The following is a 15,746-nucleotide window of genomic DNA, read 5'->3' as shown; positions in this document are numbered from 1 at the left end:
CCGGACCGCCATGCAAGACCAGATCATCCAAGCGTTGCGCCAGAACCAGGCCGACCAGGCCGTGCAGCTGGCCCAGGCGTGGACCCGTGACGAACCCGGCCAGGCCGGGCCCCACCGCTGGCTGGCGCTTGCGCTGCAGCAGCAGGGCAAGGCCGAAGACGCCATGGAGGCCCTGCAGCAGGCATTGCAGCTGGCCCCCGATGATGCCCAGCTGCACCTGCAGCACGCTGGCCTGCTGCTTGCCCTGCGCCAGTACCAGGGCGCGGACGAGGCACTGGCGCGCACCACCGGCCTCGACCCGAATTCCTTCGCCGCCTACCTGATGCAGGCGCACCTGGCGGTTGGCCGCAATGACTTCGACGAGGCACAACGCCTGTCCACCCTGGCCGCGCGCGTGGAGCCGGACCACCCCGAGCTGCTGACCATCGACGGCATGATCGCGCTGCGCCGCGATGACCCGGACCGTGCGCTGGTGCTGCTGTCGGCAGCCAACAAGGCCCAGCCGAATGACACCCGCGTGCTCTATGCGCTGGGCTTTGCCTACCTTGGCAAGGACATGCTGGCATTCGCCGAGCAGGCGTTCCGCCGCGTGCTGGAACTGAACCCGGCCATCAGCTCGCTGCATGGCCTGGTGGTGCAGCTGGCGCTGCGCCAGGGCAACGTGCCGGCGGCGGCCGAAGCCATGGAGGTGGCCCTGCGGCAGCCGGAGCTGGATGTGCCGGTGATGCGGCGCCTGGCCGGTGAGCTGGCGTTGCGCAACGGCCAGCCGCTGCAGGCGCTGGACCATCTGCTGCCCTTGCTGGAAGCGATCCCCGATGACCGCCAGCTGCTGCAGCTGCTGCTGATGTCCTGGCAGCGCCTTGGCCGCGAAGACGAGGCGCGTGCACGCCTCGACGCTGCCCTGGAGCAGCACCCGCAGCTGCATGATCTGTGGCTGGCGCGCCTGGCCGTGGAAGAAGTTGGCAGCCCCGCTGCCGCGGCGACCGTTGAACGCTGGATGGACGCCATGCCGGGCCACCTGCCGGCGCTGGAAGCACGCCTGCGCCTGCACGACATGGTGGGCGAGCACGAGCAGGCCGAAGCCATTGCCGAGCGTATCGTCAGCATTGAACCGGGCCGTGTCAGTGGCGAAACCCGCCTGGTTGAAGGGTTGCTGCAGCGTGATCCGCCTGCTGCAGTGGCCCGCGTGCAGGCGCTGGTCGAGCAGGCGCCGGAAGCGCATCGCGCCGATCTGCGCACCTGGATGGGCGAGATCCAGGACCGTGCCGGCCAGCCGCAGGAGGCCCTGCGTACCTGGCTGTCGCTGCAGGCCGACCAGGCCCCGCAACGCCTGCCGCTGCCACCGCAGGCCAAGTCTCCGCCAAGCTGGCCGGAGAAGGGTGAGATTGACGGCAACACCAGTTCCGCGCCGATCTTCCTCTGGGGCGCGCCGGGCTCGGGCGTGGAGCGCGTGGCGACCGGCCTGGCGGCCGCCAGCCCGGTGCTGCGCAGCGACCGCTACACCAGCAACCCGCCCGACGATGCGTTCCAGAACTACAACACGCTGCAGGATCTCGCTTCGGGCGTACTGACGCCGGAGCGGCTGGTGCAGCGTTGGCGCGAACAGCTGCCGGCGCGTGGCCTGCAGAGCGATACCGTGATCGACTGGCTGCTGTGGTGGGACAACGCCCTGCTGTGGGCGTTGCGCCCGCAGCTGCCGCAGGGGCGACTGGTGCTGGTGCTGCGTGATCCGCGCGACATGCTGCTGGACTGGGTGGCCTACGGTGCCGCCGCGCCGCTGGCGATGACCTCGCTGGCCGAAGCCAGTGAATGGCTGACCCGCGCGCTGAACCAGATTGCCACGCTGCATGAGGACGACCTGTACCCCCACGTGCTGCTGCGCATCGACCAGGTCGGCAACGATCCGCAGGCGATGGCCGAACTGCTGGGCCGCCTGTTCGAGCGGCCGATGCCGCCGGCGGCGCAGTTGGGCGCGCCGCGCTTCCCGCCCGGCCACTGGCGCAACTACCGCGACGTGATGAGCGCCGCCTTCGCCCAGCTCACCCCGGTTGCGGTGCGCCTGGGTTACCCGGAAGAGTGAGGAGATCCTGATGCAGTTGACCAGTAACAGCCTGACCAATGGCGCACCGATTGATCGTGAGTTCGCCGCCGGCGATGCCAATGGTTTTGCGCCCGACCGCAACCCGCACCTTGCCTGGAACGGGGCGCCGGCCGGCACCCGCTCGTTCCTGCTGGTGTGCGTGGACCCGGACGTGCCGACCGTGCCGGAGACGGTTGGCCGCAGCGACATGAGCGTGCCGCGTGACCAGCCACGTTGCGATTTCGTGCACTGGGTGATGGCCGATATTCCGGCCTCGGTGCAGGAGATCGCCGCAGGAAGCTGCAGCGACGGCTTCGTGGTGAAGGGAAAGCCCGCACCCGCCGGTCCGGCCGGCAGCCGCCAGGGCCTGAACGACTTCACCGGCTGGTTCGCGGGCAACCCGGACATGGCCGGTGATTACCTGGGCTATGACGGCCCGTATCCGCCGTTCAACGACGAGCGCATGCACCGCTATTTCTTCCGGGTATTCGCGCTGGACGTGGCGTCGCTGGACCTGCCGCAGCGCTTTACCGCCGCCGACGCGTACCGCGCCATGCACGGCCACGTGCTGGCCGAAGCCGCACTGCACGGCACCTACACGTTGAACCCGGCGCTGTAACCGCAACCCCGGTAGCGCCGGCCGCTGGCCGGCGTTGCTTTCGGTAGCGTCGAGCCATGCTCGGCTGCTTTTCCCGATAGACAGCAGCCGAGCATGGGCTCGGCTCTACAACGCACAACGAAGAAGGGCGACCTCGCGGCCGCCCTTCAAGTGCCAGCCGACTAACAGTCGGCTCTACATCACTTCTCGATGGCCGACTCGACCACCATGTCCAGCACGTACGCCTGCGACGGCGCATCGGCCGGCGGGTTCTTCACCTCGTAGCGCTTCACGCGCACCACGTTGCGCACGCCGTCTTCGTGGGTGTAGCCCTCGATGGTGCCGTAGAAGTTCTCGAACTTGCCCGGCTCGCCCTGCTTCAGGCCCTTGTCGTCGAACTTCACTTCGCGCACCTGCAGGCACTGGTAGTCCGGGATCAGCGGGTGCGAGCACTTCTCGGTCTTCGCGGCCACCTCCAGGAACACGGTTTCGCCGGCGTCGCCGTAACGGGTTTCAGCGGTCGGTTCCGGGTTGAAGACCAGCGTGTCGCCCTTGGCGGTGGTCAGGGTCAGCCTGCCATCAGCGTCCTGCTCGGCCTTCAGTTCGCCCTGCAGCCGGCTCGACACGGCCTCGTCCAGCGCCATCAGCGCCTTGTCGGTGCAGGCCATCATGGTCGAGGCCATCGCACTGACCGTCAGCTTGCCAGCGTCGAAGGTGTAACCACCGCCCATGCGGTTGCAGGTGTTGCTGACCGACAGGCGACCGTCAGCGAAGTCGAGGGTGACCGGCTTGTCCTGGCGGGCGAACAGCGCGTCGATGCGCTTGCCGTCGGCGCCGGTGGCCTGCTGCAGCAGCCAGTGCTGGCTCTGCAGGCGCTGCGCATCCAGATGCGCCAGCGTCTGCTGGTCCGCTGCCTTGGCCGCGGCCGGGGCCACGTCATCGCCGCCGGTGCCGGCCGGGGCCGGGGTCTGGCTGCACGCGGCCATCAGGGCCAGCGGGAGGAGCAGGGTGAGCTTGCGGTTCATGGTGATTCTCCTTGGGGAACCGTGGGGGAAACGGGGTGGGGCCGGCATTGGGGTTACCGTGCCCCGGTGCTGTTCAGCTGCCGGAGGGCAACCACAGCAGCAGCGCCGCGCCCAGCGCGATGCGGTAGAGGGCGAAGGCCGTGAACCTGTGCGACTTGATGTAGCCCATCAGCCACTTCACTACGACGAAGCCGGTGACGGCCGCGGCAAGGAAGGCCACGCCCACCTCGGTCCAGTTCTCGCTGCCCAGCTGCCCGTCCCTGGCCAGTTCCAGGAAGGTGTAGGCACTGGCGGCGAACATGGTGGGAATGCCGACCAGGAACACGAATTCGGCCGCCGCTGCGCGGCGGCTCAGGCCCAGCAGCATGGCCAGGAAGATCGCCGAGGCCGAGCGCGAGGTACCGGGGAACACGCCCGCCACCACCTGCGCCAGGCCGACGCCGATCGCCACGGTCCAGGTCACCTGGTCGCGGTCAGGCAGGCGCGCGGTGTAGGCCTCCACCAGCAGCATCCAGACACCGCCGATGATCAGCGCCCAGGCCACAGGACTGACCGTCTCCGGCAGCGACCAGCCGGCTTTGCGTACCACCAGGCCGACCACGGCGGTGACCAGGAAGGCCGCCCCCAGCTTGAATACATACTCCCGGTTCCCGCGCTGGTTGAAGCCGGTGGCCAGCTGCAGCAGGCGCTGGCGGAACACCAGCACCACCGCGACGATCGCGCCGGCCTGGATGACGATGTTGAAGAAGTCCGAACGGGCACCCAGCCAGTGCTGGGCGATGAGCAGGTGGCCGGTGCTGGAGATCGGCAGGAATTCGGTCAAGCCTTCGAGGATGCCCAGCAGCAGGGCAGAGAGCAGGTCGGACATGGACGGTGCGGGCACGCGCGGGAGGAAGGAAGAAGGCGAGAGGATAGACGATCCCTGCTGCACCAAATGGGTGCGCCTGCTGCCGACTGCACCCGTTTGGTGCGCGCTGTTCCGCACCGGTGCGGGGCGGGCTTAGGGAAATCAACGACTTGCGGGTCGCAAGAAGTTGGCACGGTCATTGCTGTACCTCAGCAGGCATTCATCCCCATCCGAGGTCGTACCGATGTCCGTGGAAAACGTTGAGAAGCTGATCAAGGACAACCAGATCGAATTCGTCGATCTGCGTTTCGTGGACATGCGTGGCGTCGAGCAGCACGTCACCTTCCCGGTCAGCATCGTCGAGCCGTCGCTGTTCGAAGAAGGCAAGATGTTCGACGGCAGCTCGATCGCCGGCTGGAAGGGCATCAACGAATCGGACATGGTGCTGCTGCCGGACCCGTCCAGCGCCTACGTCGATCCGTTCTACGCCGATCCGACCCTGGTGATCAGCTGTGACATCCTCGATCCGGCCACCATGCAGGCCTATGGCCGCTGCCCGCGCGGCATCGCCAAGCGTGCCGAGGCCTACCTGAAGTCCTCCGGCATCGCCGAAACCGCGTTCTTCGGTCCGGAGCCGGAATTCTTCATCTTCGACTCGGTCCGTTTCGCCAACGAAATGGGCAACACCTTCTTCAAGGTCGACTCGGAAGAAGCGGCATGGAACAGCGGCGCCAAGTATGACGGCGCCAACAGCGGCTACCGTCCCGGCGTGAAGGGCGGCTACTTCCCGGTTCCGCCGACCGACACCCTGCACGACCTGCGCGCCGAGATGTGCAAGACCCTCGAACAGGTCGGCATCGAAGTGGAAGTGCAGCATCACGAAGTGGCCACCGCCGGCCAGTGCGAGATCGGCACCAAGTTCAGCACCCTGGTGCAGAAGGCCGACGAGCTGCTGCGCATGAAGTACGTCATCAAGAACGTCGCGCATCGCAACGGCAAGACCGTCACCTTCATGCCCAAGCCGATCGTCGGTGACAACGGCAGCGGCATGCATGTGCACCAGTCGCTGTCCAAGGGCGGCACCAACCTGTTCTCCGGTGACGGCTACGGTGGCCTGAGCCAGCTGGCGCTGTGGTACATCGGCGGCATCTTCAAGCACGCCAAAGCCATCAATGCCTTCGCCAACTCGGGCACCAACAGCTACAAGCGCCTGGTGCCGGGCTTCGAGGCGCCGGTGATGCTGGCCTACTCGGCCCGCAACCGTTCGGCCTCGTGCCGCATTCCGTGGGTGTCCAATCCGAAGGCGCGCCGCATCGAAATGCGCTTCCCCGACCCGATCCAGTCCGGCTACCTGACCTTCACCGCGCTGATGATGGCCGGCCTGGACGGCATCAAGAACCAGATCGACCCGGGTGCACCGAGCGACAAGGACCTGTACGACCTGCCGCCGGAGGAAGAGAAGCTGATCCCGCAGGTCTGCTCCTCGCTGGACCAGGCGCTGGAAGCGCTGGACAAGGACCGCGAGTTCCTGAAGGCCGGCGGCGTGATGAGCGATGACTTCATCGACGGCTACATCGCGCTGAAGATGCAGGAAGTGACCAAGTTCCGCGCGGCCACCCACCCGCTGGAATACCAGCTGTACTACGCGAGCTGACCGGGCGCGATGGCGGTGGGTTCCCCCTCCCACCCGCCGCCATCGCTTCCGTTCTCGCGGCTGGGGAGCCGCAGGGGGGGCGCAGGCCCGCCGTTGTAGAGCGGACTGTCAGTCCGCTGCATTGGAACGCGGGCCATTGGCCCGCTTATCCAGGGGCAAGAGAGAGACCGGATACGCGACCAGGGCCGCCCTCCCTCCCGCGTCGGTCGTGCAAGGAGAGAGGCACGGCCGTCCCGGCCCTGTACGTGTCCGGTGCAACAGCCACGGTCATCATCCTGATGACCCGTGGTTGCCTGATGCCAACGCGCGCTGGCGCGCTGGCCCCATCCACCCTCGGGACATGCGCATGAAACTGATCTCCGCCATCATCCGACCGTTCAAGCTCGACGAGGTCCGCGAGGCCCTGTCCGATGCAGGCGTGTCGGGCATCACCGTGACCGAAGTGAAAGGTTTCGGTCGCCAGAAGGGCCACACCGAGCTGTATCGCGGTGCCGAGTACGTTGTCGACTTCCTGCCCAAGATCAAGATCGAAACCGTCGTCACCGACGAACGTGCCGACGCGGTGATCGAAGCGATCCAGTCGTCTGCCGGCACCGGCAAGATCGGTGACGGCAAGATCTTCGTGACCGCTGTCGAGCAGGTCATCCGCATCCGCACCGGCGAAATCGGCGCCGACGCGCTGTAAGCCCCCTTCCGGAGACTCCCCCATGAAGATGCGCCTTCTCACCGGGTGGCAAGCCCGGTTCCATCTGGTGTGCCTGTTGATGCTGCTCAGCGCGCTGGCCGCTGGTGCCTGGCCGGGCAGCGCCCACGCCCAGGCACAGGTGTCGCCGCTGCCGAGCGAAACCGTGGCGGTCGAGCCGCTGCACGATCCGGCCGCCACCGCCGCCGCGCCGGCCGTGGCCGAAGCGGCCGCTGCCTATGATCGTGGCGACGTCGCCTGGATGCTCACATCCACCCTGCTGGTGCTGTTGATGGTGGTTCCAGGCCTGGCCCTGTTCTATGGCGGCCTGGTGCGTTCGAAGAACGTGCTGTCGGTGCTCAGCCAGATCCTGGTGGTGTTCTCGCTGGTGCTGCTGCTGTGGGTGGCCTATGGCTACAGTGCGGTGTTCAGCGCCGGCAATCCGTTCTTCGGCTCGTTCACCGAATTCGCCTTCCTCAAGGGCTTCACTCCGGAGTCGGTAGGCAATACGCCGATCAAGGGCCTGCCGGATTACCTGTTCGTCGCCTTCCAGTCGACCTTCGCCGGCATCACCACCGCGCTGATCGTCGGTGCCTTCGCCGAGCGCATCAAGTTCCGTGCGGTGCTGCTGTTCTCGGCACTGTGGTTCACCCTCAGCTACATCCCGATGGCGCACATCGTCTGGGGCGGCGGCTACCTGGGTGAACTGGGCGCGATCGACTTCGCCGGTGGCACCGTGGTCCACATCAATGCGGGCGTGGCCGGCCTGGTCGGCGCGTGGTTCGTCGGCAAGCGCCTGGGCTACGGCCAGACCGCGCTGAAGCCGCACAACGTACCGTTTACCTACATCGGCGCCATGCTGCTGTGGGTAGGCTGGTTCGGCTTCAACGCCGGTTCCGCCGCTGCGGCCGATACGGTGGCCTCGCTGGCCTTCCTCAATACCGTGCTGGCCACCGCCGCCGCCGTGCTCGGCTGGACCCTGGTGGAAGCGATCGGCAAGGGCAAGCCGTCGGCGCTGGGTGCAGCCTCGGGTGCGGTGGCCGGCCTGGTCGGCATCACCCCGGCCTGTGGCACGGTCGGCCCGCTTGGCGCGATCGTGATCGGCTTCGTCGCCGGCGTGATCTGCGTGTGGGGCGTGACCGGCCTCAAGCGCCTGCTGAAGGTGGACGACACCGCCGACGTGTTCGGTGTGCATGGTGTCGGCGGCATCGTCGGCGCGATCCTCACCGGCGTGTTCAGCGCGCAGTCGCTGGGCGGCACCAAGGCCGATCTGGATATCGGCCACCAGGTGTGGGTGCAGGTGGTCAGCGTCGGCCTGACCGTGCTGTGGTCGGCGGTGGTGACCGCGGTCATCCTGCTGCTGGTAAAGGTCGTGGTGGGCCTGCGCGTGACCGAAGAAGCAGAGCGCACTGGCCTGGATGTGACTTCGCACGGCGAGTCTGCCTACGAGGCCTGAGGTAGCGGCGTACTGACGTGGTGGGTGCCGACCGTTGGTCGGCACTTCCCCTGTCCTGGTTCTGGTAGGTGCCAAGCTTGCTTGGCACAGGGTCCAGGTCTGCTCTGGTGGGTGCCGACCATTGGTCGGCACAGCCGGAGTGGCGCATCCACGCCTGGCGTGGATCAACAGAATCTACCTTGTGACATGCACCCTCGCGCCAGATCGCGCACAATCAGGCCATGCCTCCGATCCGCACCACACTGATGCTCTCGGCCTGCCTGTTGCTGGCCGCCTGCGCTTCCACGCCACGGGAAACGCGTAACCCGCTCGCCACCTGGGTGCCTTCGCCCAACCAGAACGCGCGCACGCCGGTCATCATCGTTATCCACCACACCGAGCAGAAATCGGTGCAGCAGAGCCTGCATACGCTGCGTACCGCCAACAGCGGTGGACCGGTCAGCGCGCACTACCTGATCGGCGCCGATGGCCATCGCTACCAGCTCGTCGCCGATGAGCGCCGTGCCTGGCATGCCGGCGCCGGGCGATGGGGCACCATCACCGATCTCAACTCGGCCTCGATCGGCATCGAGCTCGACAACGATGGCCGCAGCCCGTTCAGTGCGGCGCAGATCGAATCGCTGATCGTGCTGCTGCGCGACCTCACCACCCGCCTGAACATCCCGCCGCGCCAGGTGATCGCCCACGCCGACCTGGCACCGACGCGCAAGCAGGATCCGAGCCGCTTCTTCCCGTGGCAACAGCTGGCCGAGGCCGGCTTCGGCGTGTGGCCGCGCGCGGCCGACGGCGCGGCACCGGAAGGCTTCGACGCGTGGAATGCGCTGGCCCGCTTCGGCTATCCACTGGACAACCGAGAAGCCACCGTCGCCGCCTTCCACCGCCGATTCCGTGGCCGCGACGACCTGCCCAAGACGCTGGATGCCGAGGACGCCCGCATCCTGCATTCGTTGCTGCTGCAGATGCCGTGACTGCGCGCATGAACGCTTGACCCCGCGCCGGGTTGCCGCCCAGCGGCCGGCCCGCCACCATGGCGGCATGACCGATTCCGCTACCTTCTTCAAGCGCAAGCACTGGACCCTGTTGGCAGCGGCGGTGCTCGCCGGTTGCGCCACCACCGCTCCCCGCACGGGTTCCGAAGCGCCCACGCCGACCTCAGCGCCGGCGGCCACCTACGCCAGGGTCGACTGGAAAGCCCTGCCAGCGGTCTCAAACAGCGATCTGCAGGCCGGCTTCGTTGCCTGGCGCAGCAGCTGCACCCGCCTGAAGAACGACGCTGTCTGGGCCAAGCCCTGTGCCACCGCCGCAGCCGTGTCAGACAAGGACCCGGCCGCGATCCGCCAGTTCCTGCAGCGCGACCTCGATGCCTATGCGCTGCGTGCCGGTGGCCATCAGGCCGATGGATTGATCACCGGTTACTACGAGCCGATCTACCACGGCAGCCTTACCCGTACCGATAAGGCCACGGTGCCGGTGTACGGCACGCCGGATGATCTGATCGTGGTGCAGCTGGACAGCCTCTACTCGGAACTGAAGGGCAAGCGCCTGCGCGGGCGGGTTGAGGGCAAGGTGCTCAAGCCCTATGACGATGCCGGCACCATCGCCGCCAAAGGCGTAAAGGCGCCGGTGCTGGCCTGGCTGACCGACCCGATGGACCTGCAGCTGCTGCAGATCCAAGGGTCCGGCCGCGTGCGCCTGGCTGATGGCACGCAGGTGCGGCTGGCCTATGCCGAGCAGAACGGCCACCCCTATCGCGCGATCGGTCGCTGGCTGGTGGACCAGGGCCAGCTGAAGAAGGAAGACGTCACCATGGACGCGATCCGCGCCTGGGCCCGGGCCCATCCCGCGCGCGTGCCGGAACTGCTGCGCAGCAACCCCAGCTACGTGTTCTTCGTGCGCACTCCGGACAGCCCGGAAGGTCCGCGTGGTTCACTGAACGTACCGCTCACCGCCGGCTACAGCGTGGCGGTGGATCGCACCGTGGTACCGCTGGGCAGCCTGCTGTGGCTGTCCACCACGCGCCCGGACGGCAGCCCGGTGGTGCGCCCGGTGGCCGCGCAGGACACTGGCGGTGCCATCGCCGGCGAAGTGCGCGCCGACCTGTACTGGGGCAGCGGCGAAGCCGCCGGCAAGCTGGCCGGCGACATGAAGCAGAAGGGCAACATCTGGATGTTGTGGCCGAAGGGCGTGGCGTTGCCAGCGCCGGCCCGCTGAAGCGCCCACCTGCGCGCTGCGAGGTCGGGCGATAATGGCGCCATTCCGCACTTTCCGGCCGCGCCAGCGGCCAGGGCTCCTGCAATGACCTACTCAAAGCACAACGCAAAAACCGGCGCGAAGTCCGCCGCGAAGTCCGCCGCAAAGAAGTACTACAAGCACTGGGCCGAATCGGGCCTGGGCAAGGGCAACGTGCTGATGGAAGCGCGCGGCGAGAAGATCGTGCGGCAGGTGGAAATCTACGGCACCAGGATGGTCTGGGCCGACGAGCATGCCCACAGCGACGACCGCTTCCTGCTGGCCGACCAGCCGGTGTCGTTCCTGGATTTCGACGAGGACGACGAAATCTCCGCGCGTGAATTCGAAGCCGCCTGGAAGAAGGCACGGGAAGCCACCGGCTACCCGGTGTAATCCCCCCGGCTCCCGCCCTTGTAGCGCCGAGCTTTGCTCGACGCTGCAAAAGCGGGCACGTGAAATGTTATATGATTACATTTCACCGTAACCGCCCCTTCCCATGACTCCCACCCTTTTGGCCGCCTTGGCGGCCGTGCCGTTCGCCCCTGAAGCTTTCGCACAGTCCGCCGATGCCGCGCTCACCCTCGGCAAGGTGCAGGTGCACCAGCACGGCGAAGGCCAGCTCAGTGCACACCAGGTACTGACTTCGGTGGACGTGCTCGGCGCGGACCAGATCGAAGACCGCAACGTCTCGCACAGCTGGGAGCTGCTGGGGCAGATGCCCGGCATCCAGCTCACCGAAACGCGGCAGGGTGCCGAATCGGGCAAGGTCAGCTTCCGCGCCTTCAACGGCGAGGGCTACCTCAACGCGATCAAGACCCTCATTGACGGCATCCCCAGCAACGTCAACAGCGGCAACCAGCGCTTCATCGACATGCTGTTCCCGCTGGACATCAGCTACATCGAAGTGGTGCGCGGTACCAACGACCCGCGCTACGGCCTGCACAACATCGGCGGCAACGTGAACTTCGGTACGCGCCAGGGCGGCACCTACACCGACGCGCGACTAGCCTATGGCAGCTACAACACCCGAGATGCACAGCTGGCAGTCGGCCGCGAAGCCAATGGCTTCGCGCAGAACTATTTCTTCGGCACCCAGGCCAGCGATGGCTACCGCGACCACGACACCTCCAGGAAGTACTCACTGGGCGGCAAGTGGTTCTTCGGCACGCTGGACGAAGGCCTGCGCGTGGGCCTGACCGCGCGCGCCTACCACCATGAGGCCGACGAACCGGGCTTCATGACCGCCGAGGAACTGCGCACGCACCGTCGTGGCAGCGAGCTGCGCAACGGCAACGATGGTGATGACCGCGACATGCGCCAGATCGCCGCGCACCTGGACATGAAACTGTCCGACGCGCTCACCTTCGGCACGCGGCTCTACTACAACCGCTATGAAGACGACCGCCGCGTGACCTTCAGCGACGTGCCCAACGGCAACCTGCCGCGCCAGCGCCGCGTGTGGGACGAGCGGCAGCATGGCCTGCTCAGCACGCTCACCTGGCAGGCCAGCCCCACGCTTACCGTAGAGGGTGGCCTGAACTACGAGCAGCAGGACAACGGCTACATCCGCGAGCGCTATGCCTACGCCGAACCCACCGACTTCAGCCAGCCACCGGCGCGGGTGCAGAACAATGATCGCCACAGCTTCGACAACTGGGGCGCCTACGTGCAGGCCGTCTACCAGCCCGTCGAAGCCTGGAAGGTCGTGCCGGCCTATCGCGTCGACCGCTTCAGCGGCCGCACCCACCTGGTGAACGGCGTCAGCGGCCGCCTGCAGGACTACGGCACGATCGGCCAGCCCAAGCTGAGCATCATCCACAGCCTGGGCCAGACCACCCACGTCTACGCGAACTGGGGCCGCACCTTCCAGGTGCTGACCGGGTCCACCGCACCGGCCTACCTCACCCCGGGACAGGCACCGATGCAGCCGTCCACCAACACCGGCATGGAGCTGGGCCTGAAGTTCCAGCCGTTCGCGGGCGCCCAGGCACGTCTGGCGGCATGGCAGCAGGACGCGGAAAACGAGGTATCCAACATGCCGGCCACCGGCACCACGGTCATTCTGGGCAAGACCCGCCGGCGCGGCGTGGATGCGCAGTTGAGCCTGCAACTGGGCGACGACTGGACGGTGTGGGCGTCGCACGCCTACCAGGAAGCGAAGATCACCCGCGACGACCGCGATGCCGGCGTTTCCCTGCAGGGCCGGGAAGTGGCCGCCACCCCGCGCCACATCAGCAATCTGGGCGTGGATTACCGCGCCGGTGATGCGCTGCGGCTGGGCCTGCAGGCGCGTGCGCAGGGCGATTACTACCTGGAAGAGCGCAACGTAGCCGGCAAGTTCGGTGGCTTCGCCGTGCTCGACCTCAGTGCTGCCTACCAGCTCACCCCGCGATTCAGCGTGGACCTGCAGCTGAAGAACGCCACCAATCGCCAGTACGCCTACGCCTGGTACGACAGCTTCTTCTGGGACAGCGCCCGCCCGATGTTTTCGCCGGCCCCGGGACGCAGTGTGTTCGTCGGCCTCAACATGAAGCTGTAACCGGCCACGCATCTGGTAGTGGTCGAGCTCGCTCGACCTGCGGCAGGGGCCGGAGCCCTTTTCTGGCGGAACGTGCTCTGACCCCGGCCCCCGCGTTTTGCACTACATTGGTGCAATGTCCGACCCCGCACCACCGCCGACCCTTGAAGCCCTGGGCACGCCACTGGCGTGGGCCGGGGCCGATGGCCGCATCATCGGCTGCAATCCGGCCTTCGGCCGCTGGCTGGGCGTCAGCGGGCGCCGCCTGCTGGGCCAGCCGCTGGCTGCACTGGAAGTGCAGGGCGAAGCGCTGGCCCATTTCCTGGCACGCGATGAGCGCGACAGCCTGCGCCTGAACCGGTTGGCGCTGGCGGTGCCCGGCGAGGCGCCGCGCTTCGCCGAGGGCTGGATGAGCCGCCGCGACGATGGCGGCTGGTTGCTGGAGGCACATCCGGTCGACGAATTCCCTGGGCTGGACCCGACGCAGGCCCTGCCCAGCGCGCTCAGCGCGGCGCTGAAGGGCCTGGCCCACGAGCTGCGCAACCCGCTGGCCGGGTTGAAGGGTGCGGCCCAGCTGCTGGCCCGCCGCGCGGCCCAGCGCGAGGCCAGCGAACGCGAACTGATCGAACTGATCGGCTCGGAGATCGAGCGCCTCAACGGCCTTCTCGACCAGCTGCTGTCGCCGGCCCCGGCCGCACCCCACGCAGAACTGAACATCCATGCCGCGCTGGAACGCGTGCTGCGCCTGGCCGAGAACGAGGCCGGCTGGGCAGTACGCCTGCAGCGCGACTACGACCCCAGCATTCCCGAATTCCGTGGCGACGCCGACCGTCTTACCCAGGCGGTGTGGAACCTGGTGCGAAACGCAATCCAGGCCGATGCCGGCAGCATCACCCTGCGCACCCGCGTGGAGCATGGCGCGCGCATCGCCGAGCAGCTGCACACGCTGGCGTTGCGCCTGGAAATTGCCGACGACGGCCGTGGCGTGCCCGAGGAACTGGCCGAGCACCTGTTCCTGCCGCTGGTCAGTGGCCGCGCCGAAGGCACTGGCCTGGGCCTGGCGCTGGCCCAGCAGGTGGCGCGCGAGCACCGCGGCACGCTGACCTACCGCTCGCGCCCGGGCCACACCGTGTTCACCCTGCTGCTGCCGATCGTCAGCGGCGCCGCCCCGGCCGAGGAGGCCCCGCGCGATGTCTGAGTCTTCTTCGTCCCCGCAGCGCATCTGGGTGGTCGATGACGATCGTGCCGTGCGCTTCGTGCTGTGCACCGCGCTGCGCGAGGCGGGCTACCAGGTCGTCGATTTCGACAGCGCTGCGGCAGCCCTGCAGGCCCTGGGCGAAGGCGCGCCGCCGGCGCTGCTGTTCACCGATGTGCGCATGCCTGGCGACGATGGCCTGGTGCTGCTGGACAAGCTCAAGGCCGCGTTGCCGCAGCTGCCGGTGGTCGTGATGTCGGCCTATACCGATGTGGCCAGCACGGCCGGTGCGTTCCGCGGCGGCGCGCATGAATTCCTGTCCAAGCCGTTCGACCTGGACGATGCCGTGGCGCTGGCGCAGCGGGTGCTGCCAGCGGTGGCGCCCGCGCTGGCCGCTCCCAGCCCCGCCGCCGAAACGCCCAGCGACCAGCCGCCGCAACTGGTGGGTGATACGCCGCCGATGCGCGCGCTGTTCCGCGCCATCGGTCGCCTGGCGCAGGCACCGCTGGCGGTGCTGATCACCGGCGAGACCGGCACCGGCAAGGAGCTGGTGGCCAATGCGTTGCATCGCGAATCGCCGCGCGCGCAGGGTCCGTTCGTCGCGCTCAATACCGCTGCAATCCCATCCGAGCTGCTGGAAAGTGAGCTGTTCGGCCATGAAGCCGGCGCCTTCACCGGCGCGCAGCGCCGCCATACCGGCCGCTTCGAGCAGGCCGATGGCGGCACGCTGTTCCTGGATGAGATCGGCGACATGCCGCTGCCGTTGCAGACCCGGTTGCTGCGCGTGCTGGCGCAGGGCGAGTTCTTCCGCGTCGGTGGCCGCGAACTGATCCGCGTCGATGTGCGCGTTGTGGCCGCCACCCACCAGGACCTGGAAGGGCTGGTCGCGCAGGGGAAGTTCCGCGCGGACCTGCTGCACCGCCTCGACGTGGTGCGCCTGCAGCTGCCGCCGCTGCGCGAGCGCCGTGAAGACATCGCGCAACTGGCCAGCACCTTCCTGGCCGCCGCCGCACGCAGGCTGGACACGCCGCCCAAGCGCCTGACCGCCGCCGCACTGCAGGCGCTGCGCGAGCACGACTGGCCCGGCAACGTGCGCGAACTGGAAAACGTGTGCTGGCGGATGGCCGCGCTGGCCGCCGCCGACACCATCGGCGTGGCCGACGTCGATACCGCGCTGAACCGTTCGCGGGGCCGTCGCGGCAGCACCAGCAGCGCCGATCCAGGCCAGTGGGAAGCGCTGCTGGCCGAATGGGCGCGCCGCCAGCTCGCCGAAGGCGTGGAAGGGCTGCATGCGCAGGTGCGCGAGCGGGTCGACCATGCGCTGCTGGAAGCGGCGCTTCAGATCACCCATGGCCGCCGCGCCGAAGCCGCTGCCCGCTTGGGCCTGGGCCGCAATACCCTTACCCGCAAGCTGGGCGCTGGCCGCCGCCGCGGGGGCCATTGAACGGTCCCTGCACGCGGT

The 15,746-nt window shown here is 67.8% G+C and carries 13 protein-coding genes; 11 read left to right on the top strand and 2 right to left on the bottom strand.

Features of this window, described 5'->3' with window-relative positions; all coding sequences use genetic code 11:
- Positions 1–10 precede the first annotated feature (10 nt).
- Together BN1263_RS06255 and BN1263_RS06250 are read left to right on the top strand one after the other, a co-directional pair.
- Positions 11–2,080 carry a tetratricopeptide repeat protein gene (locus BN1263_RS06255; protein ID WP_058980265.1) on the top strand — a complete coding sequence of 690 codons (2,070 nt, stop codon included), beginning with the start codon at positions 11–13 and terminating at the stop codon, positions 2,078–2,080.
- A 10-nt stretch (positions 2,081–2,090) separates the two neighbouring features.
- Positions 2,091–2,699 carry a YbhB/YbcL family Raf kinase inhibitor-like protein gene (locus tag BN1263_RS06250; RefSeq protein WP_058980253.1) on the top strand — a complete coding sequence of 203 codons (609 nt, stop codon included), beginning with the start codon at positions 2,091–2,093 and terminating at the stop codon, positions 2,697–2,699.
- A gap of 179 nt (positions 2,700–2,878) precedes the next feature.
- Here BN1263_RS06250 and BN1263_RS06245 read toward each other — a convergent pair whose 3' ends face one another.
- Together BN1263_RS06245 and BN1263_RS06240 are read right to left on the bottom strand one after the other, a co-directional pair.
- Positions 2,879–3,703, bottom strand: a complete 825-nt coding sequence (locus tag BN1263_RS06245) for an META and DUF4377 domain-containing protein (RefSeq protein ID WP_058980252.1) — start codon at positions 3,701–3,703, stop codon at positions 2,879–2,881.
- Positions 3,704–3,776: 73 nt separating this feature from the next.
- Positions 3,777–4,571, bottom strand: a complete 795-nt coding sequence (locus BN1263_RS06240; RefSeq protein ID WP_058980250.1) for an undecaprenyl-diphosphate phosphatase — start codon at positions 4,569–4,571, stop codon at positions 3,777–3,779.
- A gap of 223 nt (positions 4,572–4,794) precedes the next feature.
- Here BN1263_RS06240 and glnA point away from each other — a divergent pair, with 223 nt between their 5' ends.
- The 9 genes from glnA (at position 4,795) to ntrC (ending at position 15,728) form a co-directional block, all read left to right on the top strand.
- On the top strand, positions 4,795–6,204 hold the full coding sequence (glnA, locus tag BN1263_RS06235) for a type I glutamate--ammonia ligase (RefSeq protein WP_019661939.1): 1,410 nt from the start codon (positions 4,795–4,797) through the stop codon (positions 6,202–6,204).
- Positions 6,205–6,550: 346 nt separating this feature from the next.
- Positions 6,551–6,889 (top strand): P-II family nitrogen regulator, encoded by a 339-nt coding sequence (locus BN1263_RS06230; RefSeq protein WP_004134334.1) that lies wholly within the window; start codon positions 6,551–6,553, stop codon positions 6,887–6,889.
- A 22-nt stretch (positions 6,890–6,911) separates the two neighbouring features.
- Positions 6,912–8,342 carry an ammonium transporter gene (locus BN1263_RS06225; RefSeq protein WP_058980247.1) on the top strand — a complete coding sequence of 477 codons (1,431 nt, stop codon included), beginning with the start codon at positions 6,912–6,914 and terminating at the stop codon, positions 8,340–8,342.
- A gap of 221 nt (positions 8,343–8,563) precedes the next feature.
- On the top strand, positions 8,564–9,310 hold the full coding sequence (locus tag BN1263_RS06220) for an N-acetylmuramoyl-L-alanine amidase (RefSeq protein WP_019661936.1): 747 nt from the start codon (positions 8,564–8,566) through the stop codon (positions 9,308–9,310).
- A gap of 67 nt (positions 9,311–9,377) precedes the next feature.
- The gene (mltA, locus tag BN1263_RS06215) at positions 9,378–10,553 is read left to right on the top strand and encodes a murein transglycosylase A (RefSeq protein WP_058980264.1); all 1,176 of its coding nucleotides are present in this window, start codon (positions 9,378–9,380) and stop codon (positions 10,551–10,553) included.
- Positions 10,554–10,637: 84 nt separating this feature from the next.
- Positions 10,638–10,964 carry a hypothetical protein gene (locus BN1263_RS06210; RefSeq protein ID WP_058980246.1) on the top strand — a complete coding sequence of 109 codons (327 nt, stop codon included), beginning with the start codon at positions 10,638–10,640 and terminating at the stop codon, positions 10,962–10,964.
- A gap of 103 nt (positions 10,965–11,067) precedes the next feature.
- Positions 11,068–13,110 (top strand): TonB-dependent receptor, encoded by a 2,043-nt coding sequence (locus BN1263_RS06205; protein WP_058980243.1) that lies wholly within the window; start codon positions 11,068–11,070, stop codon positions 13,108–13,110.
- A gap of 115 nt (positions 13,111–13,225) precedes the next feature.
- Positions 13,226–14,287 (top strand): two-component system sensor histidine kinase NtrB, encoded by a 1,062-nt coding sequence (locus tag BN1263_RS06200; RefSeq protein WP_058980241.1) that lies wholly within the window; start codon positions 13,226–13,228, stop codon positions 14,285–14,287.
- Positions 14,280–15,728: a nitrogen regulation protein NR(I) gene (gene ntrC / locus BN1263_RS06195; protein WP_058980239.1), complete on the top strand. Its 1,449-nt coding sequence runs from the start codon at positions 14,280–14,282 to the stop codon at positions 15,726–15,728. The genes BN1263_RS06200 and ntrC overlap by 8 nt, the downstream gene beginning before the upstream one ends.
- Positions 15,729–15,746: the final 18 nt, after the last annotated feature.

Source organism: Stenotrophomonas thermophila (genome assembly GCF_001499715.1).
Lineage (GTDB): Bacteria > Pseudomonadota > Gammaproteobacteria > Xanthomonadales > Xanthomonadaceae > Stenotrophomonas > Stenotrophomonas hibiscicola.
This window is presented reverse-complemented; position numbering and strand designations above follow the sequence as displayed.